The 24,405-nt window shown below is 70.2% G+C and carries 25 protein-coding genes and 2 tRNA genes; 19 read left to right on the top strand and 8 right to left on the bottom strand.

Features of this window, described 5'->3' with window-relative positions:
* The first annotated feature begins 34 nt into the window (after positions 1-34).
* From ACGFJ2_RS33335 to ACGFJ2_RS33280, 12 genes are all read left to right on the top strand, one after another.
* Entirely contained in the window at positions 35-1,042 is a 1,008-nt protein-coding gene (locus ACGFJ2_RS33335; protein ID WP_393475014.1) for a GH25 family lysozyme, read from the top strand.
* A 91-nt stretch (positions 1,043-1,133) separates the two neighbouring features.
* The gene (locus tag ACGFJ2_RS33330) at positions 1,134-1,640 is read left to right on the top strand and encodes an NlpC/P60 family protein (protein WP_357959215.1); all 507 of its coding nucleotides are present in this window, start codon (positions 1,134-1,136) and stop codon (positions 1,638-1,640) included.
* Between the two features lie 44 nt (positions 1,641-1,684).
* On the top strand, positions 1,685-2,548 hold the full coding sequence (locus tag ACGFJ2_RS33325; RefSeq protein WP_393475010.1) for a phosphotransferase family protein: 864 nt from the start codon (positions 1,685-1,687) through the stop codon (positions 2,546-2,548).
* A gap of 97 nt (positions 2,549-2,645) precedes the next feature.
* Entirely contained in the window at positions 2,646-2,849 is a 204-nt protein-coding gene (locus ACGFJ2_RS33320; RefSeq protein WP_357959209.1) for a transposase, read from the top strand.
* A 68-nt stretch (positions 2,850-2,917) separates the two neighbouring features.
* A tRNA-Thr gene (locus ACGFJ2_RS33315) sits at positions 2,918-2,990 on the top strand.
* Positions 2,991-3,182: 192 nt separating this feature from the next.
* Positions 3,183-3,256: transfer RNA gene (locus ACGFJ2_RS33310), tRNA-Met, on the top strand.
* A 70-nt stretch (positions 3,257-3,326) separates the two neighbouring features.
* Positions 3,327-3,491 carry a 50S ribosomal protein L33 gene (gene rpmG / locus ACGFJ2_RS33305; RefSeq protein ID WP_019632658.1) on the top strand — a complete coding sequence of 55 codons (165 nt, stop codon included), beginning with the start codon at positions 3,327-3,329 and terminating at the stop codon, positions 3,489-3,491.
* Between the two features lie 287 nt (positions 3,492-3,778).
* A complete protein-coding gene (locus ACGFJ2_RS33300) occupies positions 3,779-4,228 on the top strand; it encodes a MaoC family dehydratase N-terminal domain-containing protein (protein ID WP_357959206.1) in 450 nt (149 codons plus the stop codon).
* Between the two features lies 1 nt (position 4,229).
* Entirely contained in the window at positions 4,230-4,658 is a 429-nt protein-coding gene (locus ACGFJ2_RS33295; protein ID WP_393475007.1) for a MaoC family dehydratase, read from the top strand.
* 77 nt (positions 4,659-4,735) lie between these two features.
* Positions 4,736-5,767, top strand: coding sequence for a hypothetical protein (locus tag ACGFJ2_RS33290; RefSeq protein ID WP_393475004.1), 1,032 nt, complete (start codon positions 4,736-4,738; stop codon positions 5,765-5,767).
* A 49-nt stretch (positions 5,768-5,816) separates the two neighbouring features.
* Positions 5,817-6,851 (top strand): UDP-N-acetylmuramate dehydrogenase, encoded by a 1,035-nt coding sequence (locus tag ACGFJ2_RS33285; RefSeq protein WP_357959197.1) that lies wholly within the window; start codon positions 5,817-5,819, stop codon positions 6,849-6,851.
* Positions 6,852-7,074: 223 nt separating this feature from the next.
* On the top strand, positions 7,075-7,641 hold the full coding sequence (locus ACGFJ2_RS33280) for a TMEM165/GDT1 family protein (protein ID WP_357959194.1): 567 nt from the start codon (positions 7,075-7,077) through the stop codon (positions 7,639-7,641).
* Between the two features lie 30 nt (positions 7,642-7,671).
* Here ACGFJ2_RS33280 and ACGFJ2_RS33275 read toward each other — a convergent pair whose 3' ends face one another.
* Complete coding sequence (locus ACGFJ2_RS33275; RefSeq protein WP_393474999.1) at positions 7,672-8,448, bottom strand: TetR/AcrR family transcriptional regulator; 777 nt, start codon at positions 8,446-8,448, stop codon at positions 7,672-7,674.
* Positions 8,449-8,515: 67 nt separating this feature from the next.
* On the opposite strand from ACGFJ2_RS33275, the gene ACGFJ2_RS33270 reads away from it, so the two are divergent.
* Positions 8,516-10,783 (top strand): ATP-binding cassette domain-containing protein, encoded by a 2,268-nt coding sequence (locus ACGFJ2_RS33270; RefSeq protein ID WP_393474996.1) that lies wholly within the window; start codon positions 8,516-8,518, stop codon positions 10,781-10,783.
* 27 nt (positions 10,784-10,810) lie between these two features.
* Here ACGFJ2_RS33270 and ACGFJ2_RS33265 read toward each other — a convergent pair whose 3' ends face one another.
* Together ACGFJ2_RS33265 and ACGFJ2_RS33260 are read right to left on the bottom strand one after the other, a co-directional pair.
* Positions 10,811-13,681 (bottom strand): AAA family ATPase, encoded by a 2,871-nt coding sequence (locus ACGFJ2_RS33265; RefSeq protein ID WP_393474993.1) that lies wholly within the window; start codon positions 13,679-13,681, stop codon positions 10,811-10,813.
* A gap of 268 nt (positions 13,682-13,949) precedes the next feature.
* Positions 13,950-14,096, bottom strand: a complete 147-nt coding sequence (locus tag ACGFJ2_RS33260; protein ID WP_357649218.1) for a hypothetical protein — start codon at positions 14,094-14,096, stop codon at positions 13,950-13,952.
* A 195-nt stretch (positions 14,097-14,291) separates the two neighbouring features.
* On the opposite strand from ACGFJ2_RS33260, the gene deoC reads away from it, so the two are divergent.
* Genes deoC through ACGFJ2_RS33240 form a run of 4 tightly spaced genes read left to right on the top strand, consistent with a single transcriptional unit; the run spans position 14,292 to position 17,682 of the window.
* Positions 14,292-15,221 (top strand): deoxyribose-phosphate aldolase, encoded by a 930-nt coding sequence (gene deoC, locus ACGFJ2_RS33255; protein WP_357959308.1) that lies wholly within the window; start codon positions 14,292-14,294, stop codon positions 15,219-15,221.
* A 2-nt stretch (positions 15,222-15,223) separates the two neighbouring features.
* A complete protein-coding gene (locus tag ACGFJ2_RS33250) occupies positions 15,224-16,654 on the top strand; it encodes an aldehyde dehydrogenase family protein (RefSeq protein WP_357959305.1) in 1,431 nt (476 codons plus the stop codon).
* On the top strand, positions 16,647-16,841 hold the full coding sequence (locus tag ACGFJ2_RS33245) for a hypothetical protein (protein WP_357959182.1): 195 nt from the start codon (positions 16,647-16,649) through the stop codon (positions 16,839-16,841). The genes ACGFJ2_RS33250 and ACGFJ2_RS33245 overlap by 8 nt, the downstream gene beginning before the upstream one ends.
* The gene (locus ACGFJ2_RS33240) at positions 16,834-17,682 is read left to right on the top strand and encodes an aldehyde dehydrogenase family protein (RefSeq protein ID WP_393474989.1); all 849 of its coding nucleotides are present in this window, start codon (positions 16,834-16,836) and stop codon (positions 17,680-17,682) included. Before ACGFJ2_RS33245 ends, ACGFJ2_RS33240 begins: the two co-directional genes overlap by 8 nt.
* A 3-nt stretch (positions 17,683-17,685) precedes the next feature.
* On the opposite strand, the gene ACGFJ2_RS33235 is transcribed toward ACGFJ2_RS33240, so the two are convergent.
* Complete coding sequence (locus ACGFJ2_RS33235; RefSeq protein ID WP_393474986.1) at positions 17,686-19,002, bottom strand: FAD-binding oxidoreductase; 1,317 nt, start codon at positions 19,000-19,002, stop codon at positions 17,686-17,688.
* A 71-nt stretch (positions 19,003-19,073) separates the two neighbouring features.
* Here ACGFJ2_RS33235 and ACGFJ2_RS33230 point away from each other — a divergent pair, with 71 nt between their 5' ends.
* On the top strand, positions 19,074-19,979 hold the full coding sequence (locus ACGFJ2_RS33230; protein ID WP_393474983.1) for a LysR family transcriptional regulator: 906 nt from the start codon (positions 19,074-19,076) through the stop codon (positions 19,977-19,979).
* Between the two features lie 8 nt (positions 19,980-19,987).
* Here the strand turns inward: ACGFJ2_RS33230 and ACGFJ2_RS33225 are convergent, their stop codons facing one another.
* The 3 genes from ACGFJ2_RS33225 to ACGFJ2_RS33215 are packed head-to-tail and all read right to left on the bottom strand — an operon-like array spanning position 19,988 to position 22,437.
* Positions 19,988-21,433 (bottom strand): amidase, encoded by a 1,446-nt coding sequence (locus ACGFJ2_RS33225; RefSeq protein ID WP_393474980.1) that lies wholly within the window; start codon positions 21,431-21,433, stop codon positions 19,988-19,990.
* A 19-nt stretch (positions 21,434-21,452) separates the two neighbouring features.
* Positions 21,453-21,614 carry a hypothetical protein gene (locus ACGFJ2_RS33220; protein ID WP_357649351.1) on the bottom strand — a complete coding sequence of 54 codons (162 nt, stop codon included), beginning with the start codon at positions 21,612-21,614 and terminating at the stop codon, positions 21,453-21,455.
* Positions 21,607-22,437 (bottom strand): SPFH domain-containing protein, encoded by an 831-nt coding sequence (locus tag ACGFJ2_RS33215; protein ID WP_357959169.1) that lies wholly within the window; start codon positions 22,435-22,437, stop codon positions 21,607-21,609. Before ACGFJ2_RS33215 ends, ACGFJ2_RS33220 begins: the two co-directional genes overlap by 8 nt.
* Positions 22,438-22,495: 58 nt before the next feature.
* Between ACGFJ2_RS33215 and ACGFJ2_RS33210 the strand changes: the two genes are divergently transcribed.
* Positions 22,496-23,671 carry a pyridoxal-phosphate dependent enzyme gene (locus ACGFJ2_RS33210; RefSeq protein WP_393474977.1) on the top strand — a complete coding sequence of 392 codons (1,176 nt, stop codon included), beginning with the start codon at positions 22,496-22,498 and terminating at the stop codon, positions 23,669-23,671.
* A gap of 30 nt (positions 23,672-23,701) precedes the next feature.
* On the opposite strand, the gene ACGFJ2_RS33205 is transcribed toward ACGFJ2_RS33210, so the two are convergent.
* Positions 23,702-24,403 carry a hypothetical protein gene (locus ACGFJ2_RS33205; RefSeq protein WP_393474974.1) on the bottom strand — a complete coding sequence of 234 codons (702 nt, stop codon included), beginning with the start codon at positions 24,401-24,403 and terminating at the stop codon, positions 23,702-23,704.
* Positions 24,404-24,405 lie beyond the last annotated feature (2 nt).

Raw genomic sequence — 24,405 nt, 5'->3', positions numbered from 1 at the left:
CGAGGCTGCTCGACGCTCGGCGATGATCTCCCGCGTGAAACGTCTGTTGTTATTGGCGGCGGTCGCCACGGCCGGGATGACCGGCACCGCGTGGGCCGCCGACGGGGTCGTCGGGGTGGACGTCAGCAACTGGACCGGCGAGGTCGACTGGTCGACCGTCGCGTCCGGCGGTGGCAAGTTCGCGTTCGTCCACGCGACCGAGGGGACCGACTACCGCAATCCCTCCTTCGACGCGCAGTACGACGGCGCGGCGGAGGCCGGATTGCTGCGCGGGGCGTACCACTTCGCGCAGCCGCACGAGTCCGACGGTGCCGCCCAGGCCGACTTCTTCCTGCAGAACGGCGGGGACTGGAAGATCGACGGGCGAACGTTGCCCGGAGTGCTCGACCTGGAGGAGAACCCGTACAAGGACAAGAACGGCAAGGACGGCTGCTACGGCCTGTCGCACAAGGACATGGTCGGCTGGATCAAGTCGTTCACCGCGAAATACCGGGAGCGGACCGGCCGCCAGGCGATCATCTACACGACCCGGGCCTGGTGGCAGACGTGCACCGGCGACTCCGGCAAGTTCGGCGCCCACCCGCTGTGGCTGGCCCGATGGGGCGGCGATCCCGGTGAGCTGCCCAAGGGCTGGGAACGGCACACGTTCTGGCAGTCCGCCGAGAAGGGCACGCTGGCCGGCGGCCAGAACTCCTTCAACGGCTCCGAGGACGAGCTGGCCGAGCTGGCCAACCCGCCCGCCGAGGTGACGGTCTCCGGCCTGGCCAGGAACAGGAAGACGTACACGGTCACCGTGTCCAACACGGGACCGGTCACCGTCACGCACGTCAAGGTGTCGGGGCGCGCGTTCGGCGGCCAGCGGGTGGTGCGGGCGCCGGGCTGCGACTTCAGCGGTACGGCGGTGCGCTGCGACGTCGCCGAGCTCGGGCGCGGCCAGAAGACGACACTGACCTTCACCACGAACGCGAAGCCCAAGGGCAAGGGCAAGGTCGGCATACGTGTCACGGTCGGCTCGGTGAAACTCACCCTCACGGCCCGATAGACCTGGTCTGCTCGCCGGGCCGCCCGATAAAGCAGAATAAATCCCGATGCCTAGGTTGCGAGGGTTAGCGGCGGCATCGGGATGGCGTTGGGTGGCGATCGCCCTCATCCTGCTGACCGCCACCGCGTCGGTGCCGCTCCTGCGGCACCCCGCTCCTTCGGCGATCGTCAGAATCGCGTACGAGATCCAGCAGCGGGGCGTCGTCTACTCCTGGGGAGGCGGCCACGCGACGGATCCCGGACCGTCGAAGGGCACCTGCCTGGGCTACCGGGGAAAGACGCGCCCCTGCCCGGCGGCCAAGACCCGGGGGCTCGACTGCTCGGGTTTCACCAGGTGGGTGTACGCCCGAGCCTTCGGCGCCGACGTACTCGGCCCCGGCACCACCGACGCCCACGTACGCAGACTGCGCCGAGTCGGCTCGGCCGAACCAGGCGACCTCGTCTTCTTCGGAAAAATCACCAAAAACACCGTTAAGACCCACCACGTCGGCGTCTACCTGGGCCACGGCAAGATGATGAACGCCCCCGAGACGGGAGCCTCGGTACGCGTCGACGACATCCGACGAATCAAGGACCTCGCAGGCTTCTACCGCTACTGACCTCAGTGTGTACGGTCCACGGGAGTGAGAGGAGGCCGGTAGTCGTGAGCGATGCCAGGCGCATCGATGGTGAGGTGATCCAGCGCTTGCTGTCCCAACGCGTGACAGGGTATGAGCCGCTGTCCGGATTCGCGGCCAACACGGTCGCCGCAGTGACCCTGGAGTCCGGGGCACGCGCTGTCTTCAAGGCCGCCGCCGCGCGTGAAGTCGAGGTGGAGTTATGGGCCTTGCGATCCATGTCGGAGAGGGGCGTTCCGGTCCCCGAGGTCATCGCCGGCGCGGCCGACGCGGAGATTCCGTACCTGATGACGCGACTCGTCTCTGGCGAGCCAGGGGCCGCGTCGCTCAAGGCGGCGTCCGAGGTGGGACGGTTGCTGCGTGCCGTGCACTCTCTTCCTGTGAAGGGAGCGGGCTTTTTCAAGGAGGCGTCCGGCTCTCCACCATGCGCAGGTGAGGGAACCTGGGCTGATCAGGTCGCGGGGCTGGCGGATCGACTCGGCCTTGTCGCCAATGCCGGGATCTTGACCCCGACGCTCTTTTCCCGATGTCGGGATCTCCTCGTGGACGGTACTCGGTGGGATCAGCCCTGCGTGTACGTGCACGGTGATCTCCACCCGCGGCATGTCCTATCGGTCGGGTCCCGGATTGCGGGGATCATCGACTGGGCGGACTGCGGTGCCGCCAGCCCATGGTTGGATCTGGCCAGGATGGACTTCCGCGAGCCCGGCTTGCAACGTGCGATGCTCGACGCGTACTTCCCCGCGGGTATTCCACTCGACGCGCCATCGCACATGGCCAGCCACCGACTGCTCTACATGCTGCTGGCACTCGTGTGGGAGTACGAGTGCGGCGGGGACTGGCTGCACGAGCGCGTGCCCGGCATCGAATCGGCACTCATCGCAACCTAGATGCGTCGACGCAAGGACCGCAGTAGCAACTCGGTATGGCGTGTAACGCATGTCGCCTATCGGAAATTGAGAGACCCAGGAGCTACTGTGTGCCGCTATGGACAGGCGATGGGTTGGGTTAGACGGCTACGAGGTCGTTCTCGCCGAGCGTGACGGGCGACAGGTGCTCCGGGTACGCAGGGACGGGGTTCCCGTCGCCGACTGCGTGTCGGTCGCAGAGGTGGCCCGGCACGTCGATCTGGCCGATCTCTGCGAGGTCGTGGAGCTGCCGTTCCAGCGGGGTTATGAGGCGGTCGGCTAGTGGGGCTGACGAGTTCGCGTCATCGCTGAGGGCCGTGTATGGTTACACCTGTCCGCAGCGCCGGACAGGCCCCTATAGCTCAGTCGGCAGAGCGTCTCCATGGTAAGGAGAAGGTCAACGGTTCGATTCCGTTTGGGGGCTCGCACACTGACAAGGCAATTCGCCCGACCCGTGAAATCGCGGAGTCGGGCGTTTCTTGTTGTGCGTGGATTTTGCCCGCCGTACCCCGGCTGCTAGGCTTAATGGTCGGCCAGCCCGGGCGAGCTGGTCGATTACGTATGTGCTCCCCAGGTCAGGTATCCTCTACGGGCCGGGGTCGTTCGTCCGGCTTAAGGCGGAGTAGCTCAGTCAGGCAGAGCAAACGGCTCATAATCGTTGTGTCGCCGGTTCAAGTCCGGCCTCCGCTACTGCCCCTCCCCAGGTCGCCGACCTGGGCTTGGGCATGTCCCAGTCCCAAACGTAGAAAGGCACTCCCACGTGGCTGCCACCGACGTTAGGCCGAAGATCACGCTGGCCTGCCAGGAGTGCAAGCACCGCAACTACATCACGCGGAAGAACCGGCGCAACGACCCGGATCGGCTTGAGCTGAAGAAGTACTGCCCCAACTGCCGCTGCCACCGCGCGCACCGCGAGACCCGCTAGCTCTTTTCCGAGCGCGGTCTCGCCGGGGGCATTCTCCTGGCCTTAACCAACGCACAACCGGCGTCCTGCACCAGGGCGCCGGTTTGTCGTGTCTTCTGGCCGTCCCGGTGGCGGAAGCCGTCGGGTGTCATGGCGGCAGTGTCCGCTGGTCGTTCCGGTGGGCAATCCGCCAGCCGTCATAGCGGTGGAATTCACCGGCTGTCCCTGCGGCAAAGTCGTGGTCATCCCGGCGACAGCCGAACCTTGTTCTGTTAGCGTCTGCGTAACGGACATGCGAGGGAGCACAGATGGCCTTGAACCGCGACTTCGTGGGCCGGACGTACGCGTCCAAGTCCTCGTACGAGGTCAGCCGGGTGAAGATCAGGGAGTTTGCCGCCGCGATCGGTGACGGCAATCCGATCTACCGAGACCGGGACGCCGCCCAGGCCGCCGGGCATCCCGATGTGGTCGCGCCGCCGACCTTCCCCATCGTGTTCAGCCTGCAGAGCGGCGGTGAGGCGCTGGCCGATCCCGACCTCGGCCTGAACCTGGCCATGGTGGTTCATGGCGAGCAGCGTTTTGAGTACGTTCGCCCCATCTACGCCGGCGACGAGCTCGTCACCAGCTCTACGATCACCGACATCCGCAGCGCCGGGCGCAACGAGTTGCTGACGGTGAGAAGCGACATCACCACGGTCTCCGGTGAGCCGGTCTGCACCACGTACAACACGATCGTCGAGCGCGGAGGGGCGGCCTGAGATGACTGCCACGGTGAAGTACGACGAGATCGAGGTCGGGTACGAGATCCCGGCCACCGGCTACGACGTCCGCAGGCTCAACCTCGTGATGTACGCGGGGGCGTCGGGCGACTTCAACCAGATCCACTGGAACGAGCGGTTCGCCAAGGCCGTTGGGCTGCCCGACGTCATCGCGCACGGCATGTACACGATGGCGCAGGGCGGCCGGTTCGTCACCGACTGGGTCGGCGATCCCGGCGCGGTGGTCGACTTCGGGGTGCGGTTCTCCTCGATGGTGGTCGTGCCCGATGACGACGAGGGCGCGACGATCACCGTCAGCGGCGTCGTGGAGGAGAAACTGCCGGACAAGCGGGTGGTCGTCGGGCTGACGGCCCGGGCGGGCGACACCCGGGTGCTGTCCAAGGCCCGCGCGGTGGTTCAACTCGCGTAGCGCGACGAGCCCCATCGATGAGCCCGGCGGGATGAGTCGGATGATAGGCGGGGCGGCTCTCGGGTACGCGGGAGCCTATGGATACAGCACCGCACCAAGGCAGGATCTGGCCCACGGTCGAATCGATCCCGGTCTCCGCGGTGACCGACAAGCCGCCCGGCCACCTGGGTCCCGTCAGGACCGAGGACGTGGCGGGCGCCGTCGGTACGGGCCGCGACACGACCGGCGGCGCGGGCGCGGCGACGGGTGTCGGCACCGCGGGGGCCAGGCCAAGAGGCGCTCGCGCCAATCCCGCCGACGAGCTGGGCTTCTCCGGTGACCCTGAGCAGCGGGGCGATCCGGGGGACGACATGCTGCACGCCCAGCGTGTCTGGGACGGAACCCTGGCCGCCAACCGGCTCGACGCGGCGGGCGTCGCCGCCGAGCGGCAGCGGGTGGCGACCGCCGACGTCACGGCGTCCGTGAGCCTCATCGTCGACGGCCGGCCGGATGACGTACGGGCGTCCATAGAGTCGGTGCTCGAGCACACCGACGCCCATGTCGTGGCCCTCGACCTGGGCGACGTGGACGGCGCCGGCGAGGTGCTGCACAAGCTGGCACTGCGCCATCCGGACCGGATCACCGAGTGGCGGGTGGCCGAGACCCCGCACTGGCGGGGCGGCTCGGCCACGTGGGGCGCCTGCCGGGCCAAGCTGCTGCGCCTCGACACGTCTGAGGTGCACGTACTGATGGAGACCTCGGTCGTACTGACGGGCGACGCGCTCACGCCGCTCGTCGCGGCGGTCGCGGATGGCGCGGTGGCGGCGGGGTGGCATGGCCTGGAGCGACCGCCGGAGGGCGCCGTGACACCGCCGGACGATACGGAGGCAGCGCAGGGCGGCCTGGAGCGGCAGCTGATCGGCGCGGGGTGGCGCGAGGCGGGACCGGGGCGCGTGCGCGCGTTGCGCGGCGACCTGATGGCGGTACGCAGGTCGGCCGCGATCAGCGCGCTGCCCGAGGACGCCCGAGACGGGGAGAACGCCGACCTGGAGCTCTCTATGGCCCTCAAGGGCGAGCTGGTCGTGCCCTCCGACCGCCTTCCCGTACGCCACCTACGCCGGCACGGGTGAACCAGGACAAGGTGCTGGGCATGCCGAGGGCCTCATAAGCTTGTGCCCCATGGAGAACCTCGCGCCGTACACCACCCTCGGGCTGGGCGGCCCCGCCCGCGAATTCGTCGAGGCCAGTACGGCGGAGCACCTCGTCTCCCTCGTGGCCGAGGCCGACCGGCAGGCCCAGCCCACCCTGGTGCTCGGCGGCGGGAGCAACCTGGTGGTCGCCGACGAGGGGTTCGACGGGCTGGTCATCCGGGTCGTCACCCAGGGCGTGTCCGTCTCCCGTGACGGCGACGAAGTGCTGGTCACGGTCGAGGCGGGGGAGGACTGGGACGGACTGGTCACCCGCGCGGTGGCCGAGGGCTGGTCCGGCATCGAGTGCATGTCCGGCATTCCGGGGCTCGTGGGCTCGACCCCGATCCAGAACGTCGGCGCCTACGGCCAGGAAGTGGCCCAGACCATCAGGTGCGTACGCGTCTACGACCGCAGGACGCGGCAAGTGGTCGACCTGGAGGCGCGGCAGTGCGGCTTCTCCTACCGTGACAGCGCGTTCAAGCGGGATCTGGCGCGGCATGTGGTGCTCGGCGTGACGTACGCGCTCGACGTCTCGGAGTTGTCGGGTCCCGTGGCCTACCAGGAGCTGGCCACCCGGCTCGGCGTCGAGCCGGGCGCCCGCGTGCCACTCGACCAGGCTCGTCGAGCCGTGCTGGAGCTGCGGCGCGGCAAGGGCATGGTGCTCGATCCGGCCGATCCCGACACCCGCAGCGCCGGGTCGTTCTTCACCAACCCGGTCCTGTCGGCCGCCGAGGCCGAGGAGCTGGCGGCGCGGGCCCCCGGTCATCCGCGCTGGGACATGCCGGACGGCTTGGTCAAGGTGCCTGCCGCCTGGCTGATCGAGCAGGCGGGCTACCCCAAGGGCTACGAACGCGGCCCGGTCCGCATCTCCACCAAGCACACGCTGGCCCTGACCAACCCCAACGGCACAGGCACCACGGCTGACCTGCTGCTGCTGGCCGGGGAGGTGCGTGACGGGGTGCTGGAGAAGTTCGGCGTCACGCTCGTCAACGAGCCGGTGCTGGTCGGCTGCTCGCTGGAATAGGTCCCTGAGGGCCGCTGTTATGGTTGTTCGGAATTACCGAAGGGGAGTAGTCCCAATCGCGTGATCGACATGCTGGCGCGCTTGCGCGCCCGGTCACGCGGGCCTGTACGGGCGGACGAGACCTTCGGCCTGGTAGCTATGGATCAAGACGCTACCGGGCCGAAGTCGTGCCCGAAAACTCCCTGGGTGCCTGCTTCCGGCTCGGTCGCGCGGAAGAGGACAGTTGGAAGCGTTCTGGATCAGCCTCGCGGTCATTTTCGTGGCCGAGATGGGCGACAAGAGCCAGCTCATGGCGATGACGTTCGCCACCCGTTTCAAGCCTTGGCCGGTGCTGGCCGGCATCACGATCGCGACGACCGCCGTGCACTTGGTCAGCGTCGCGGTGGGCGGGCTGATCGGCGACGCGTTGCCCACGACCGCCATCTCGGTCGTGGCCGGCCTCGCCTTCCTGGGTTTCGCCCTGTGGACGCTGCGCGGTGACGAGCTGACGGACGAGGAGTCGAGTAAGGCCCGGCGCACCACCAGGAACGCCGTGGTCGCGGTGACGGTGGCGTTCTTCCTGAGCGAGCTGGGTGACAAGACCATGTTGGCCACCATCACGCTGGCGACGCAGCACGGCTGGCTGGGCACCTGGATCGGGTCCACGGTGGGCATGGTCGCCGCTGACGCCCTCGCGATCGTGGTGGGGCGCCTGCTGGGCAAGCACCTGCCGGAGAAGGCGATCAGGTATGGTGCCGCCGCCGTGTTCGCGATCTTCGGAATCGCGCTGCTGGTCGATGCGGTCGTCTAGCGCGGTGAACGGACAGCCGGATGGACGCCGCTAGCGTCGTTCGATGAGGACCTGGAGGCCGTCCAGGACGCGCTGGAGGCCGAACTCGTAGGCGTGGTCAGCGCTGTAAGCGGCGTTGTTGGCGGCTCCGGCGGCCGCGCCGACCCGGCTGGCCGTCGGGTAGGCGGCCTCGTCGTAGACGCGGGCGAGCAGCGGGGAGCTGACGGCCCACCACTGCTCGTCGGTCATCGCCTCGCTCTGGGCGGCCCGCTGGTCGGCGGCCGAGCGGGCGGAGGAGTGCACGAAGCCGAGCAGGTAGGTCAGGGCGGCGTCCATCTCCACGTCGCCCAGGCCGAGCCCTTCGAAGGCCCGCAGCTCGTGCTCGTACTTGGCCAAGACCCCCGGGCCGAGCGGCGGCCGTGTGGTGGACACGGCGAGCATCCACGGGTGCCGTTCGTACACCGTGCGGTTGGCCCGCGCCACCGCCTCCAGCCGCGCCCGCCACGGCAGCTCCGACAGGTCGGGGCGGGGCATCTGGCCGAGGACCGTGTCGAGCATGAGGTCGAGCAGCTCGGCCTTGCCCGGCACGTACGTGTAGAGCGACATCGTGCCGATCCCGAGCGCCTGGGCGACCCGGCGCATCGTCGTCGCGTCGAGGCCCTCCTCGTCGGCGACGGCGATCGCGGCCGTAACGACCTCGTCGACCGTGTGGCCCTGACGTGGCCCGCGCTGTGCCGGCCGCGTTCCCGGCCGCCGCCAGAGCAGCTCGATGGTGCGGGCGGGGTCTCCGGCGCTGGTCCGGGCGATCGTGGGCGGCACGTCATCCATCTTCTCACTCAACATAACTCCGTACATAGTACGATGTACGACGTACGGAGTTTATCGAGGGCGAGGAGTGGCGTTGCAGACGTCCCGTATCCAGATCATCGGCGCGCGCGAGAACAATCTCCGCGACATCTCCCTGAGCATCCCGAAGGGGCAGATCACCGTCTTCACCGGCGTATCCGGGTCCGGGAAGTCGTCCATCGTGTTCGACACCCTCGCCGCCGAGGCGCAGCGTCAGCTCAACGAGACCTTCACCAGCTTCGCCCGCAACAGGCTGCCGAAGTATGGGCAGCCGGACGTCGACGTGATCGAGAACCTGTCCGCCGCGATCGTGGTCGACCAGAAGCGGCTCGGGGGCGGCTCGCGCTCGACCGTCGGCACGATCAGCGACATCTACTCGCTGCTGAGACTGCTGTTCTCGCGGGTCGGCAAGCCGTTCGTCGGCTACTCCAACGCGTTCTCGTTCAACGATCCTCAGGGCATGTGCCCCGAATGCGAGGGTCTGGGCAGGACCGTCGCGCTCGACCTCGACGTCTTCCTGGACAGGTCCCGGTCGCTGAACGAAGGTGCCCTCCTGCACCCGCACTTCGCCGTCGGCACCTGGTACTGGAAGATCTACGCCAACTCCGGCCTGTTCGACAACGACAAAAGGCTGGCCGACTACGACGAGCGGGAATGGGCGACGCTGCTGCACGGCGCCCAGACCAAGGTGCCGCTGGAGTGGCAGGGCGGCACGATCAACTCCAGCTACGAGGGCCTGGTGGCGCGGTTCACCCGCCTGTACATCAAGAAGGACGTCGCCGAGATGTCCGAGGCGAACCGCCGGCTCTTCCAGGAGTACGTCACGACGGCCACCTGCCCGCTGTGCGCGGGCGCCCGGCTCAACCAGGACGTGCTCGGCTGCGAGATCGACGGCTTCAACATCGCCCGGCTCGCCGCGATGGAGGCCACCGAGCTCGTGGAGGTGCTGGCCGGATTCACCGACCCGGTGGGCGCCCCCGTGGTGGCGAGCCTGATCGACCGGGTGCGCGACCTCGTCACGATCGGCCTCGGCTACCTCAGCCTCGACCGCGAGACCGCCACGCTCTCGGGCGGCGAGTCACAGCGCGTCAAGATGGTGCGGCACCTCAGCAGCAGCCTCACGGACATGATGTACGTCTTCGACGAGCCGAGCGTCGGGCTGCACGCGCGCGACGTCGAACGGCTCAACACGCTGCTACGCAAGCTACGTGACAAGGGCAACACGGTCATCGTCGTCGAGCACGACCCCGAGGTGATCGGGATCGCCGACCACGTCGTGGACATCGGCCCCGGGGCCGGGACGCACGGCGGGCAGGTGGTGTACGAGGGCACCGCGGCGGCGCTGCCCGAGGCCGGCACCCTGACCGGCCGGTACATGAAGCGGCGACTACCCCTGAAGACCGACTACCGGCGCCCCACGGGCGCGATGACGATCGCCGGCGCGAACACGCACAACCTGAAGGACGTCACCGTCGACATCCCCGCCGGCGTGCTGACGGTCGTGACGGGCGTCGCGGGATCCGGCAAGAGCACGCTGGTCAACGACGTGTTCCTGAGCCGGCACCCCGAGGCGGTGGTCATCGACCAGTCGGCCGTCAGCGTCTCGCGCCGCTCCAACCCCGCCACGTACACCGGGATGCTGGACGAGATCCGGCGGCTGTTCGCGCGGGCCGGGTCGGTGAGCGCCTCGCTGTTCAGCCCCAACTCCAAGGGCGCCTGCTCCGCCTGCCAGGGGCTCGGCGTCATCTACACCGACCTGGCGTTCATGGACGGGCTGAAGTCGACCTGCGAGGACTGCCAGGGGCGGCGCTTCCGGCCCGAGGTGCTGGAGCACAAGCTGGATGGGAAGTCGATCAGCGACGTACTGGAGATGACGGCGGCCGAGGCGTACGCGTTCTTCCCGCAGCCGAAGCTCAGGCGGGTGCTGCGGGCGGTCAACGACGTCGGGCTCGACTACCTCACGCTCGGCCAGCCGCTCAGCACGCTGTCGGGCGGCGAGTGCCAGCGCATCAAGCTGGCCACTGAGCTGCACAAGAGCGGCACCGTGTACGTCCTGGACGAACCGACCACCGGGCTGCACATGTCGGACGTGAAGCGGCTGCTCGACATCATGGACCGGCTCGTCGACGCCGGGAACTCGGTCGTCGTCATCGAGCACAACCTGGACGTGGTCAAGAACGCCGACTGGGTCATCGACCTCGGGCCCGAGGGTGGCGGGCAGGGGGGTCAGGTGCTCTTCGAGGGCACGCCGCGCGATCTGCTGGCGGCGACCGGCTCCCACACCGCCGAGTTCCTCCGCCGCGACCTGGCCTCCTAAGACGCCCCGGCCGGGGGAGGCTCGCTTCTACCGAGACAGCAGGGAGAGGCGGTGTGCGGCCGCCGCTGCCTCGCCGCGGGTGGTCACGCCCAGTTTGGCCAGGATGTTGGACACGTGCACGCTGACCGTCTTGGCCGAGATGAACAGCTCGGCGGCGATGTCCCGGTTCGTACGGCCCAGCGCCACCAGCCGCAGCACCTCCGTCTCGCGCGGCGTGAGCAGCTCGGGGACGGTCGCCTGCTGCTGGACGACGCCGACCCGCCGGGAGAGTGCCTCGATCTCGTCGATCAGCGGCGTCGCCCGCAGCGCGGCGGCCAGCGGCGCGGCCACGGCGAGCCGGGTCGCCGCGCCCTCCCTGTCGCCCGACCGCGCCACCACGGTGGCCGCTCTGACGAGGGCCTTGGCCTGGTTGTGCGGGCGCTTGAGACGCTCCCAGGCGGCCGCGGCCGCGTCGAAGTCGCGCGAGTACGTCAGTTTGTACGCCTCCGCCACCGGCCCGCTGACCTTGAGGCTCGCGGCCACCTTGGCGGCCTGCTCGCGCACCGCGCGGACCCGGTCGGGCTCGGCGTCCTCGGCGGTGTCGCAGACCAGGGTGAGCAGGGCCAGCCGCCGCCAGCCCAGCATGGCTTTGGGGGACTGCGACGACGGGGACTGCGACGACAACGACAGGATGCGCTCGGTCACGGCCAGCGCGGCCAGCGACTCGCCCTTGAACAGGTGCCAGCCGATCCGCAGCCGGGTGCTGTTGGTGATGTCCTGCAAGAACTCCTCGGGCCGCTCCTTGAGCACGCCCAGCTCCGCCAGGATGCCTTCGACGACCGCGAGTTCGCCCCTGCCCAGCGCGATGTCGGCGCGTACGCGGAGCAGGTGGTTGTGGGTGCGCAGCACGGGGCCGAGGCTGAGCGCCTGCCCGATGGCCTCGAGGGCCTCGTCCCAGCGGCCGATGGCCTCCAGCGCCTCGGCCCTGTTGAGCAGGATGAACAGCCCGTTGAGCCGCATCCGGCCGTACTGCTTGGCCAGCTGCCAGCCCTCGTCGGCCAGCGCGAGGGCTTCCTCGGAGCGTCCCAGGTCGCTCAGCGCGTCGATGTTGTTGCCGATCGCCCGCGTGATGAGCCGTCCCGAGCTCTCCTGACGGCCCATTTCCAGCGCGCGCAGGTTGGTGGCCAGCGTCGCCTCTGTGTCACCGTCGATGGAGTGGCCGAGCGCCAGGTTCAGCAGGAGGTCTCCTTCGAGGCACTTGTCGCCGAGATCCCGGCTCAGGCGCAGGCCCTCCTCGATGAGCCGGGTGCCCTCCTTGACGTCGCCACGGAGCATCAGGTGCTGGCTCATCGGCATGATGACGCTCGCGCGGGCCAGGGTCGGCTCGGGCACCAGACGCAGTGCGTGCTGGAAGTCGTCGACGACGCCCGTCTTGCCCTTGTAGATCTTGAGGTTGGCCCAGCGCACGATCAGCGTGGCGACCCGGGCCGGCTCCCGGGTCTCGTCGAGCTGCGCCAGGGCCGCCTTGACGAACTTGATGCCCCGGTCGAGCTCGCCGCCCGCGAGGGCGGCCTCGCTGGCCCGTTCGAGCACCGCCGTGTGGTCGGCGCCGATGCGCTCGGCCGCGTCCGGCACCCGGTCCCACAGCATGAGTACGCGTTCGAGCAGCGGGATCGCCTCGGTGTACGCGAAGGCCCCGAACGACTTCTGTGCCGCGTCCCAGGCCGAGATGAGCGCCCAGAGGTCGTTGCGCGCGCCGTACCAGTGGTGGGCCAGCTCCACGGCGGCCCGGCCCGGTGGCACCAGCTTGCGGTCGCGGGAGATCTCCTCGGCGTAGCGCGAGTGCAGCCGTTGATGCTCGCCGGGCAGCAACTCGTCGTGTACGGCCTCGCGGATGAGGGAGTGCCGGAAGACGTAGGCGCGGTTGTCGGCGATCTGCAGCACGTTCCCGGCGATGGCCGACCGCAGCGCGGCCTCCAGCTCCAGGTCGGACAGGCCGCTGACCGCGGCGAGCAGGGCGTGGCCGACCCTGATGCCGCCCGCGGCGGCGATGCGCAGCACGCGCTGGGTCTCCTCGGGCAGCCGCTCGACCGAGCCGAGTATCAGGTCCTGCATCGACTCGGGGAACGCGCAGTCCTCGCCGCAGTCCAGCAGGGCCTCGACGAACAGCGGGATGCCCTCGCTGCGCTCGTAGACCTTCTCCACCTTGGGGTAGTCGGGGTCGATGCCGAGGATCCCGGCCATCTGCAGGGCGACCTCGTCCCTGGACAGGCGGGGCAGGTCGAGCCTGAGCACGCTGCTGACCCTGCCCAGCTCGGCGAGCACCGGCCGGAGCGGATGTTGCCGGTGCAGGTCGTCGGAGCGGTAGGTCATGACGATCAATATCTGCGCGGTGCCGAGGTTGCGGCTGAGGAAGGCGATCAGGTCGCGGCTGGACCGGTCGGCCCAGTGGATGTCCTCGATGAGCAGGATCGTCGGCCGGTTGCCGGCCAGCCGTTGGAGGAGCGTCAGGAACTGCTCGAACAGCCGGGCCCGCCCTGTGTCGGTCTCGCCGTCGCCGCTGGGCTCGCCGAACTCGGGGAGCAGCCGGGCCAGGTCGCGTTCGGCGCCGCCCGGCAGCAGCGCGGCGATCTGGGTGGTGCCCTGCTCCCTGACCAGCTGCCTCAGGGCAGCCGTGAACGGCGCGTAGGCCAGGCCCTCCGTGGAGAGTTCGACGCACCCGCCGTACAGCACATGAGCGCCGCTCCGCGCCGCCTGCTCGGCGAAGCGCTGTACCAGCCGGGTCTTGCCGACCCCCGCCTCCCCGCCGACCAGCACGGCTGTCGCGGTGCCCTTCCGGGCCTCGTCGAAGGCTTGAGAGAGGGCCGTGAGCTCCTCTTCCCGCCCCACGAAGACGGGACTTACCGAACGTCCCAGCATGTCGTCCAGCATGTCATGCCTCACCAGCCGCTTTCGACGCATTTAGGGCAGATTGACGAGCGGCCTTGGCCCGATGGGGCGGTGGCCGCAAATGGGGTTCCCGGGGGTTCGTCACACCGACCGTCCCGATCCCGTGTGACGGTCCGTCGTGGTCGGGGTCCCTGCGAGGGATGTCTCCTCCGGGGGAGCCCGATGGAGGGAAGGCGGTGCTAGGGAGGGATGGTGGCCCGGCCGCGAGGGAGGGTGCGGCCGGGCGCTTGCGGGGCGGTCATGAGGAGCGGCGCTTGCCGAACAGCGAGCGGCGCTCGGACTTGTTGCCCTCCAGTGCCTCGCGTACCTGACGGTGTCGCGCGGCCGCCTGGCGCAGCTCGTTGACGTGGCTCTTCATGATCTGGTATTCGATCTCGGGACTCATGGTGGTGTGTCTCCTTCTTGTGTCTTGCTGACACTCTTAAGGTTCGGGCTAAGGTCCCTACCGCCACATCGGGCGGATGCCCTATCTCCCGGGAAACTCCAGGCCGGGGGGTACCTAGGAGGCGCGCCGATGCCGCCTTAGAGATCCGGTTTGGACGTAGCCCACCTGGTCGGCGATCCTGTGGAGGTGTCAACTGTGACTACCTCGCTCGCCGACGTCGGCTCGTCCGGCGCGACGCTGCGAGCATTCCTGCACGGCCTGCCCGGTGTCGACCGGGTCGGCGCGGACCAGCGAGCGGCGATGCTCGGCACCCGCTCCATCAAGACCAGCGCCAAGGCCATGGCGATCGACCTGGCCATCTCGATGGTCGACCTCACCACGCTCGAGGGCGCGGACACGCACGGCAAGGTCCGTGCGATGTGCACCAAGGCGAGGCACCCCGGCGAGGGAGCGCCCCGGGTGGCGGCCGTCTGCGTCTATCCCGACCTGGTGGCCGTGGCCGCCGGCGCGCTGCGCGGCTCGGGGGTGAAGGTCGCCTCGGTGGCGACCGCCTTCCCGAGCGGACGCACCTCGCTGGAGGTCAAGGTGAGCGACACCGCGCTCGCCGTCGCCGCGGGCGCCGACGAGATCGACATGGTGATCGACCGCGGCGCGTTCCTGTCCGGCGACTATCTCAAGGTGTACGAGGAGATCGTCGCGGTGAAGGCCGCCTGCGGCTCCGCCCACCTGAAGGTGATCCTGGAGACCGGCGAGCTGTCGACCTACGACAACGTACGGCGGGCGTCCTGGCTGGCGATGCTGGCCGGCGCCGACTTCATCAAGACCTCCACCGGGAAGGTGGCCCCGGCCGCCACGCCGCCGGTGACGATGATCATGCTGGAGGCGGTGCGCGACTTCCGCGACGAGACGGGCCGGCAGGTCGGCGTGAAGCCGGCCGGCGGCATCCGCACCACCAAGGACGCCATCAAGAACCTCGTGCTGGTCAACGAGACCGCCGGCGAGGACTGGCTGTCGCCCGACTGGTTCAGGCTGGGTGCGTCGTCGCTGCTGAACGACCTGCTGATGCAGCGCCAGAAGCTGACCACCGGCCGTTACGCGGGCCCCGACTACTTCACCTTGGACTGATGATGGCGACCTTCGCATACGCACCGGCGCCCGAGTCGCGCGACATCGTCGATCTGAAGCCGTCGTACGGGCTGTTCATCAATGGCGAGTTCGTGGACGGCTCCGGCTCCGCCTTCAAGACGATCAACCCGGCGACGGAGGAGAAGCTGGCGGAGGTCGCCACGGCCTCCTCCGACGACGTCGACCGGGCCGTACAGGCCGCGCGCAAGGCGTTCGGGGTCTGGAGCGCGATGCCGGGCACCGAACGGGCCAAATACCTGTTCAGGATCGCCCGCATCATCCAGGAACGCGCCCGCGAGCTGGCCGTGCTGGAGTCGCTCGACAACGGCAAGCCCATCCGGGAGTCGCGCGACGTGGACCTGCCGCTCGTCGCCGCGCACTTCTTCTACTACGCCGGCTGGGCCGACAAGCTGGAGTACGCCGGGTTCGGCGCGGACCCCCGGCCGCTCGGCGTCGCCGGGCAGGTCATCCCGTGGAACTTCCCCCTGCTCATGCTGGCCTGGAAGATCGCCCCCGCGCTGGCCTGCGGCAACACGGTGGTGCTGAAGCCGGCCGAGACCACGCCGCTGACGGCGCTGCTGTTCGCGGAGATCTGCCAGCAGGCCGACCTGCCGCCCGGTGTCGTCAACATCGTCACCGGAGCGGGTGAGACCGGCGCCGCCGTGGTCGCCCACCCCGACGTGAACAAGGTGGCCTTCACCGGCTCCACCGAGGTCGGCCGGATCATCGCCCGGACCGTCGCGGGCACCGGTAAGAAGCTCACGTTGGAGCTGGGCGGCAAGGCCGCGAACATCGTCTTCGACGACGCCGCGCTCGACCAGGCCGTCGAGGGTGTGGTCAACGGCATCTTCTTCAACCAGGGGCACGTGTGCTGCGCGGGCTCCCGGCTGCTGGTGCAGGAGTCGATCCAGGACGAGCTGCTGACGGCGCTCAAGCGGCGCCTCGGCACGCTGCGCCTGGGCGACCCGCTCGACAAGAACACCGACATCGGCGCGATCAACTCGGCCGAGCAACTGGCGAAGATCCGCTCGCTCAGCGACCTCGGCGAGCAGGAGGGGGCCGAACGCTGGTCGCCCGCCTGCGAACTGCCCGACAAGGGCTTCTGGTTCCCGCCGACCGTCTTCACCGGCGTGGCCCAGTCGCACCGCATCGCCCGGGAGGAGGTCTTCGGCCCGGTGCTGTCGGTGCTGACGTTCCGCACCCCGGCCGAGGCCGTGGAGAAGGCCAACAACACGCCGTACGGGCTGTCGGCCGGGATCTGGACGGAGAAGGGCTCGCGCATCCTGTGGATGGCCGACAAGCTCAGGGCCGGAGTGGTCTGGGCCAACACGTTCAACAGGTTCGACCCGGCCGCGCCGTTCGGCGGGTACAAGGAGTCCGGATACGGCCGAGAGGGCGGGTTGCTCGGGTTGGAGGCCTACCTTGATGTGTGAGCACCGCCGTTCCCGCCGGGGTGGACGGCGGGCGCAGGCCACGCGCGGCCACGCCTTCGCCCGCGCCGGAAGGCCCGTACGTACCGGCTGGTACGCCCACCGCTGCGGGGTGAGCCGGTGCGGCCAGGTCTTCGTGCCGGTCGAGATGTCGGAGGAGACCATGCGGAGGGGGCGCGGCGATGAGTAGGTTGGCCGTTCGCAAGACGTACAAGCTGTACATCGGCGGGGCGTTCCCGCGCTCCGAGAGCGGGAGGTCCTACGCCGTGACCTCGCCCAAGGGCGACTTCCTCGCCAACGCCTCGCGGGCCTCCCGCAAGGACGTCCGTGACGCCGTGGTGGCGGCGCGCAAGGCGTTCCCCGGCTGGTCGGGCGCCACGGCCTACAACCGGGGCCAGATCCTCTACCGGATCGCCGAGATGCTGGAGGGCCGCCGCGCGCAGTTCGCCGAGGAGCTGGGCGGCGGCAAGAAGGCGGCGCTGGAGGCCGTGGACGCCACGGTCGACCGGCTGGTCTGGTACGCGGGCTGGTCGGACAAGATCGCCTCCGTGCACGGCACGGCCAACCCGGTCGCCGGCCCGTACTTCAACCTCTCCTCGCCGGAGCCCACGGGGGTCGTCGCCGTCGTCGCGCCCGAGGACCCGCTGGTGGGGCTGATCTCGGTGATCGCGCCGGTGATCGTGACGGGCAACACGTGCGTCGTGATCGCCTCCGAGCGGACGCCGCTGCCGTCCATCACCCTGGCGGAGGTGCTGGCCACCTCGGACCTGCCGGGCGGCGTCGTCAACGTCCTCACGGGTCATCAGCGGGAGCTCGCGCCCTGGCTGGCGGCTCACATGGACGTCAACGGCCTGGACCTGACCGGTGTGTCCGACGCCGAGCTGGCGCTGACCTGCGAGCAGGCGGCGGCGGAGAACCTCAAGCGGGTCCGGCGCCCGTCGCCGGACGAGGACTGGCGGGCGGCCCCGGCCCTCACCCGCATGACGCGTTTCCTGGAGACGAAGACGGTCTGGCACCCGATGGGGGTCTGACCGTCAGGCCGGTGGGATGTTGGCGTTGAGCCGGAACAGGTTGCCGGCATCCCACACGGTCTTCAGCGCGGCCAGCCGCCGGTAGTCGTCCGGGTCGTAGGCCAGGCGGACCTGGTCGGGCGCGGTGTTCTCGCCGTACAGGAAGTTGAGGCCGCGGCCTCCGGTGTCCCACGGCGACAGCGCCTCGCGGACCCCGTCGTGGAGCGGGCGCACCTCGCCGGGGTCGCCGCCCGGCGCGAGCCGGGACAGGACGCCGACCTGATACTGGGCGTCGCGGTTGACCACGGGCCCGAGGCCCGGCTTGTCCAGCGCGCCACCCAGGTGCCTGATCTCCAGGATGGCGCGCTCGGTCTCCAGCAGCGCGTCCACGGCCCGCGCGGGCAGCTCGCGCAGCAGCGAGTGGGTGGCGTAGTAGGCCATCGGCTCGGCCGGGTCGTTGTGGATGCTGCCCGACTCGGTGTACGGCAGCTCCTTCACCGAGTCCACGAGCCGGGGCCCGATCGCGCGCAGCGGCTCCAGCAGGCGCTCGCCCTCCTCCGGGCCGCCCGTGTACGCGATCCGCACGTGGCCGACGCGGCGGCCGCGGAACACCTCGGGCACCTGCGGGGCGTCGGGGAACGGGATCACCGCGATGGACGAGGTCATCTCCTCCGGCAGGTCCCGTGTCCACTCGGCCCAGCGCTTCACCACGTCGGTGGCGAGATCGAAGAACAGGCCGCCCCCGTACAGACTGGTCACCGGGACCAGGCCGATCTCCAGCGCCGTGACCACGCCGAAGTTGCCGCGCCCGCCGAGCAGCGCCCAGAACAGGTCCGGCTCCGTCGCGGCCGTCACCTCCCTGAGTACGCCGTCGGCGGTGACCACTTCGACGGCGCGTACCTGGTCGACGGCGTAGCCATAACGGCGCGCCATGAGCCCGAGCCCGCCGCCGAGCGTGTAGGACACGGCGCCGACGGACGGGGCCGAGCCGGACAGCGGGGCCAGCCCGTGGCGGGCCGCCTCCTCGATGACCCGCGACCAGCGCACGCCCGCCTCGATCCTGGCCGTCGCGGTCTCGGGATCCACCTGTACGCCGGTCATCCTGCGGGTGCTGATGAGCAGGCCGCCGTCGGCCGCCATCGGCATGCCGTGCCCGGTGGCCTGCACGGCCACCGGCAGCCCGTCCGCCGCGGCCATGGCCACGGCCGCGCGTACGTCGGCGGCGTCCGTCGCGCCGACGATCACGTCCGGCCGGTGCCGGGCGAGAGCCTGGAAACCGGCCCGCTCGTCGTCATATCCCTCATCACCCGGTCGGAACACCGGGCACTTCAGCATGTCCATGCGATTCAGCTTGTGTCCGGCTCATTCAGAAGTCAAAGAGATGGATTGTCTGGCTGCTAGCATGATTTGTTATGGAGCTCCGGCAGCTTGAGTACTTCGTGGCCGTGACCGAGGAGGCGGGTTTCACCAAGGCCGCGGCGCGGCTCCACGTCGCCCAGCCCGGGGTGAGCGCGCAGATCCGGCAGCTGGAGCGGGAGCTGGGCCAGCCGCTGTTCGACCGCTCGGCGCGGCAGGTGCGCCTCACCGAGGTGGGGGAGGCGGTGCTGCCGTACGCGCGCGCCGCCCTCGCGGCGGTCGCCGCCGCCCGGCTGGTCGTCGACGAGATGACCGGGCTGTTGCGCGGGCACGTCGTGATGGGCACCGTCTCGGCGCCTTCCGTGCTCGACCTGCCGGGGCTGCTGGCCGACTTCCACGACCGGCATCCGTCCGTGGAGATCTCGTTGCAGGAGTCCGATCCGGAGAGCCTGATCGAGGCGGTGCGGGCGGGGCGGATGGACCTCGGGCTCATCGGCATCGGATCGAGCGTGCCGGCGGGGCTGGACGCGCAGGTGGTGATCGACCAGGCTTTGGTGGCCGCCGTCGGGCTCACTCACGACTTGGCGGCTCAGGGTTCGGCGGGGATGCCCGTCATCACGTTGCGGGAGCTGGCGGATCGGGCGCTGATCTGCCTGCCGCGCGGCACCGGTCTGCGGGCCGCGCTCGACGAGGCGTGCGCCGCCGCCGGGTTCACGCCGCATGTCGCCTTCGAGGCCAGCGAGCCGTACGTGCTGGGGCAGCTCGCCGCCAAAGGGCTCGGCCTGGCCGTACTGCCCGAGTCGGCGGTCACCGTCGCGAAGGACGACCTGCACGTACTGGAGATCACCGAGCCGCGGCTGCGCGGCCGGATGGCGCTCATCTGGCGGGCCACGGGGCCGTCGGGGCCTGCCGCGCGAGCGTTCATCGACCACGCCCGCCGCCGACTGCCCGACTTCCGCTGAATCGGACGTCAGCTTGAGAAGCCGCGCGGCCGGACCGGCGGGTGGGCGGCCGACAGCTGGGCGGCCAGGCCGAGGAGTTGCGGCTCGCCGCCGGGTGGGGCGATGAGCTGGACGCCGATCGGCAGGCCGCTGGAGTGGGTGGCGATGGGGACGGTGAGCGCGGGCCAGCCGCACATGTTCCAGGCGCCGGTGGCGGGCGCGTACCTGACGTTGGCCAGCAGGTTGCGCGCGAGCCCGCGCTCGCCCCAGCGGTCGGCTTTCGGCGGAATCCGGGCCAGTGTCGGCGTGATGAGCACGTCGGCGTCACCGAACCACTGGTCCGCGCCGTAACCGTGCCAGCGGGCGCGGCCCCGCTCGCCGTCCAGTCTGAGCGCGTGGAGCACCCGGCCCGCGCGGGCCAGCGCGCGGGTGCGTGGTTCCAGGCGCGTGCGGTCGAGGCCGGTGGCCGCTCCGGAAGCGCGGGTCAGCCAGGTGGCGATCGTGGCGGGGCCGAGGGCGGCCGGCAGGCGTTGCTCGTGCTCGACGACCGTGTGCCCGGCGACCCTGAGGGTCTCGGCCGCCGCGCGTACCGCCGCCTGGAACTCGCGGTCCATCGGCAGGCCCACCGGCAGCGGCTGCGGGGCGTAGGCCACGCGCAGGTCGAAGGGCTCCGGGGTCTCGTGCGGCGGCCGGGGCGCCCATACCTCGTCGTCGTCATCCGCCCAGACCGAGCGGAGCATGCGCGGCCGGGGCTCGATCCGCTCGCCGCCGCGCCAGGACTCGGCCAGGCCCTCGTCGGCGGCCAGGACGGAGAGCATCAGCGCCAGGTCGGGCACGTTCCTGGCCAGCGGGCCGTTCTCGGTGAGGCCGCCCCAGGTCTCCGTCGGCGGTGGTACGAGACCCGTGCCCGGCTTGATGGCGAACACCCCGCAGCATGCCCCGGGAATGCGCAGCGAGCCCATCCCGTCGTTGCCCAGCGCCAGCGGCACCATCCCGGCCGACACCGCCGCGGCGCTGCCCGCCGACGAGCCGCCGGATGTACGGGCCAGGTTCCAGGGGTTGCGCACGGTGCCGTAGGCGCTGTCGCCGAAGGCGACCAGGCCCAGCTCGGGCAGGTTCGTCAGGCCGACGATCACCGCGCCGGCCGCGCGCAGCCGGCCGACCGTCTCGTGGTCCTTGGGCGCGGGCGTGTCCGCCGTCGCGGCGGATCCGCCGCGGGTGGCCTCGCCCGCGACCTCCAGGTTGTCCTTCACCGCGACGGGTACGCCCGCCAGCGGCAGGTCGGCCAGGTCGCGGCGCTCCTGCACGGCCCGCGCCTCGTCCAGGGCCCGCTCTCTGACCAGCCGGAACGCCCCGACTCCTGGATCGCGCTCGGCGATCGCGTGAAGGTGTTCCTCGACGATGGCCGCGGCCGTGACCTCACCCCGACGTACGGCCGTCGCGATCTCGATGGCGGACCTGCCTGTCCACAACATGCTTAAAGTGTGCGGCTTTTCACCCTTCGTTGCGAGGCTCCCGGCCGGCCTGCTTCAGCGCGAGCCGCAACGCGTACTCGATCTGCGCGTTGACGCTGCGCAGATCGTCGGCCGCCCACTTGGCGAGGGCGTCGTAGACGGCCGGATCAAGGCGCAGCAGGAGCTTCTTGCGCTCAGGCATACAGGCTGCCGGTGTTCACCACCGGCTGGATCGCCCGGTCGCCGCAGAGGACGACCAAGAGGTTGGAGACCATCTGCGCTTTACGCTCCTCGTCCAGCTCCACCACCTGCTCGGCGGCCAGCCTATCGAGCGCGAGCTGGACCATGCCCACAGCGCCTTCGACGATTCGGGTACGCGCCGCCACGACCTGCGCGGCCTGCTGGCGGACCAGCATGGCCTGGGCGATCTCGGGAGCGTAGGCGAGGTGCGTGATGCGCGCCTCCAGCACTTCGATCCCGGCCAGCTCGGTGCGCTCGCGCAGCTCGGCGGTGAGCTCGGCGGCCACCTCCGTGCCGTCGCGCAGGCTGGTGCGACCGGCTTCGTGCGAGTCGTAGGGGTGCGTGGTGGCCAGGTGGCGCACGGCCGCCTCCGACTGAATCTCGACGTAGTCCTCATAGTCATCCACCGAGAACTTGGCCTTGGCCGCGTCGTCCACCTTGTAGACGACCACCGCGGCGATCTCGACAGGGTTGCCGTCGGCGTCGTTGACCTTGAGCTTGGCCGTCTCGAAGTTGCGGACCCTGAGCGTGATCGTGGTCTTGTTGGTGAACGGCAGCACCCACTGTAAGCCCGCGTCCTCGACCGTGCCGATGTAGCGGCCGAAGAACTGCACCACCTTCGCCTCGTTCGGGTTGACCACGGTGAACCCGCTGGCGACCAGTGCGAAGAGGACGATCCACCCGATGCCCAGAACCTCCGGCGAGCCGATGGCCGCCACGGCGGCGAGCACCAGCAGGACGAGGAGGACCAGGAAACCGTTCAGGCGGAAGGCGTATCGTTCCATCCCGACTCCTTGCTATCGAAGTGATATCACAATGATAGCGCGTCTACGCTTGGTCCGCGTGAACGGACCATCTCTGGCCACCGGCCAGCGCTCCCTGGGCGACCCCTCGATCACGTATCCGCTGTGGCCGCCGCTGACCCACGGCTGCCCCAGGACGAGCACCGCGTCATTGGCCTATCCGGTCGAGGTCGACTACGACTACGCGCGGGTCAGCGCGACCCTGTTCGAGCAGGAGCCGGGGCCCGACCTCGCGCGCTGGTCGCCGCTGCTGCCGCCGCTGCACGCGCCCACGCTGGGCGAGGGCGGCACGCCGCTGATCCCGCTGGAAGGCGTGTACGTCAAGGACGAGTCGCGCAACCCCACCTGGTCGCACAAGGACCGGCTCAACCGGGTCGCCGTCAGCGCGGCCGTGGGCGCGGGGGCGCCGGGCGTGGTGGTGGCCTCGTCGGGCAACCACGGCGCCTCGGCCGCCGCGTACGCCGCCCGCGCCGGGCTGCCCGCCATCGTGCTCGCCTCGGCCGACGCGCCGCCCGCCGTCCATTCGCTCGTCCGCGCGTACGGGGCCAAGGTGCTCGCCGTGCCGGTCGAGGCGCGCTGGCCGCTGATGCGCGAGATCGTGGACCGGCTCGGCTACCACCCGGTCAGCAACCTGACCGTCACCCACACCGGGCACCCGTTCGGGGCCGAGGGCTACAAGACGATCGCGTACGAGCTGTTCCTGCAGCTCGGCGGGGTGCCGGCGGCGGTGTTCGCGCCGACGGGCTACGCGGAGCTGCTGTACGGGGTCTGGAAGGGGTTCACCGAGTTGCGCCGGCTCGGGCTGGCGGGTACGACGCCGCGCATGTTCTCCTGCGAGGCCGCCGCGGGCGGTCCGCACGCGCGGGCCGTCGCCACGGGGGCGCCGGCCGCGATCGTCTCGCTCGGGCACACGGACGCGTACGGCATCGGCGGTTCGGTGGGCGGCCACCGGGGCGTACGGGCGGTGCGCGACAGCGACGGCGAGGCGCTGCTGGTCACCGACGAGGAGATGCGGGCGGCCCAGCGGGCGCTGGCCAGGCAGGGGCTGTGGCAGGAGCTGTCGGGAGCGGCGGGGCTGGCCGCCTACCGCAAGCTGGGGCGGGACTTCGATGGGCCGGTGGTCTGTGTCGCCACGTCCAGCGGGTTCAAGGATGTGGGGGTGGGGTCGGAGACGGTCGAGGTACTGACGAACCCGACCATGGACGACGTACTGTGAGGTCGTCTGCGGGGTTGCGGCGCGTCTGGGTCACGCCTTCAGCCATACCCGGAGCGGGCCGATCGGGGTGAAGCCGTGCCGGGACGCGGGGGCCGGGTCGGTCTCGTAGCCGACCAGTGGGCGGCCGGGGAACAGCTCGGCCGCCAGCGCCACTGTGCCCGACCAGGCGGCGTCCAGGTCGCAGCCCAAGGCGAACACGTTCGAGACGCCCACCACACTGCCGCTCGCGTTGAGCGCGGACCCGCACACGATGTCGCCGCCGATCCGGCCCGCCAGCACGGTGACCTCGCTCAGCAGCGGCGGCCGGAACAGATCCGTGTCATCCGCCGGAAAACAGGCGCGCTCCCAGTCACGGAGCGTGTCCGCGTCGCGGACCGCCTCCCAGGCGATGAGATCCCCGGTCGCCGCCGGGGCGATGGCCTCGCCGGTCGTCGTGGGGGCCGGGCGGTGGATCCACTTGGCCTCGAACAGCAGGTTCCACCCGGGTGGCGGCTGGAGCACGGCGAAGCTGTCCTTGGCCGAGGCGCTCCGCTTGCCCTCGACCCCGGCCAGCAGGTCGGCCCACGTCGCCTCGGGGGAGAGGGTGACGGCATCGGGATAGTAGGTCGGGGTGACGCCGGCGTTGGTCCAGCTCAGCGCGCTGAACGTGCCGGGGGACCCGTGCGAGCGGCACACCGCGTCGCACCACTCGGCGTTGTTGCGCGCCGCCTCAAGCAGCCGGTCATCGGTCATCT

This window comes from Nonomuraea sp. NPDC049028 (genome assembly GCF_043197735.1).
Classification (GTDB): domain Bacteria; phylum Actinomycetota; class Actinomycetes; order Streptosporangiales; family Streptosporangiaceae; genus Nonomuraea.
This window is presented reverse-complemented; position numbering and strand designations above follow the sequence as displayed.

Bases quoted from the DNA above. Each gene is read 5' to 3' on its own strand.
- ACGFJ2_RS33320 (WP_357959209.1), top strand. From the start codon at position 2,646: ATGGACAGGCGATGGGTTGGGTTAGACGGCTACGAGGTCGTTCTCGCC.
- ACGFJ2_RS33300 (WP_357959206.1), top strand. From the start codon at position 3,779: ATGGCCTTGAACCGCGACTTCGTGGGCCGGACGTACGCGTCCAAGTCC.
- ACGFJ2_RS33295 (WP_393475007.1), top strand. From the start codon at position 4,230: ATGACTGCCACGGTGAAGTACGACGAGATCGAGGTCGGGTACGAGATC.
- ACGFJ2_RS33290 (WP_393475004.1), top strand. From the start codon at position 4,736: ATGGATACAGCACCGCACCAAGGCAGGATCTGGCCCACGGTCGAATCG.
- ACGFJ2_RS33285 (WP_357959197.1), top strand. From the start codon at position 5,817: ATGGAGAACCTCGCGCCGTACACCACCCTCGGGCTGGGCGGCCCCGCC.
- ACGFJ2_RS33275 (WP_393474999.1), bottom strand. From the start codon at position 8,448: ATGGATGACGTGCCGCCCACGATCGCCCGGACCAGCGCCGGAGACCCC.
- ACGFJ2_RS33265 (WP_393474993.1), bottom strand. From the start codon at position 13,681: ATGCTGGGACGTTCGGTAAGTCCCGTCTTCGTGGGGCGGGAAGAGGAG.
- ACGFJ2_RS33260 (WP_357649218.1), bottom strand. From the start codon at position 14,096: ATGAGTCCCGAGATCGAATACCAGATCATGAAGAGCCACGTCAACGAG.
- ACGFJ2_RS33250 (WP_357959305.1), top strand. From the start codon at position 15,224: ATGGCGACCTTCGCATACGCACCGGCGCCCGAGTCGCGCGACATCGTC.
- ACGFJ2_RS33245 (WP_357959182.1), top strand. From the start codon at position 16,647: ATGTGTGAGCACCGCCGTTCCCGCCGGGGTGGACGGCGGGCGCAGGCC.
- ACGFJ2_RS33240 (WP_393474989.1), top strand. From the start codon at position 16,834: ATGAGTAGGTTGGCCGTTCGCAAGACGTACAAGCTGTACATCGGCGGG.
- ACGFJ2_RS33235 (WP_393474986.1), bottom strand. From the start codon at position 19,002: ATGGACATGCTGAAGTGCCCGGTGTTCCGACCGGGTGATGAGGGATAT.
- ACGFJ2_RS33230 (WP_393474983.1), top strand. From the start codon at position 19,074: ATGGAGCTCCGGCAGCTTGAGTACTTCGTGGCCGTGACCGAGGAGGCG.
- ACGFJ2_RS33225 (WP_393474980.1), bottom strand. From the start codon at position 21,433: ATGTTGTGGACAGGCAGGTCCGCCATCGAGATCGCGACGGCCGTACGT.
- ACGFJ2_RS33220 (WP_357649351.1), bottom strand. From the start codon at position 21,614: ATGCCTGAGCGCAAGAAGCTCCTGCTGCGCCTTGATCCGGCCGTCTAC.
- ACGFJ2_RS33215 (WP_357959169.1), bottom strand. From the start codon at position 22,437: ATGGAACGATACGCCTTCCGCCTGAACGGTTTCCTGGTCCTCCTCGTC.
- ACGFJ2_RS33205 (WP_393474974.1), bottom strand. From the start codon at position 24,403: ATGACCGATGACCGGCTGCTTGAGGCGGCGCGCAACAACGCCGAGTGG.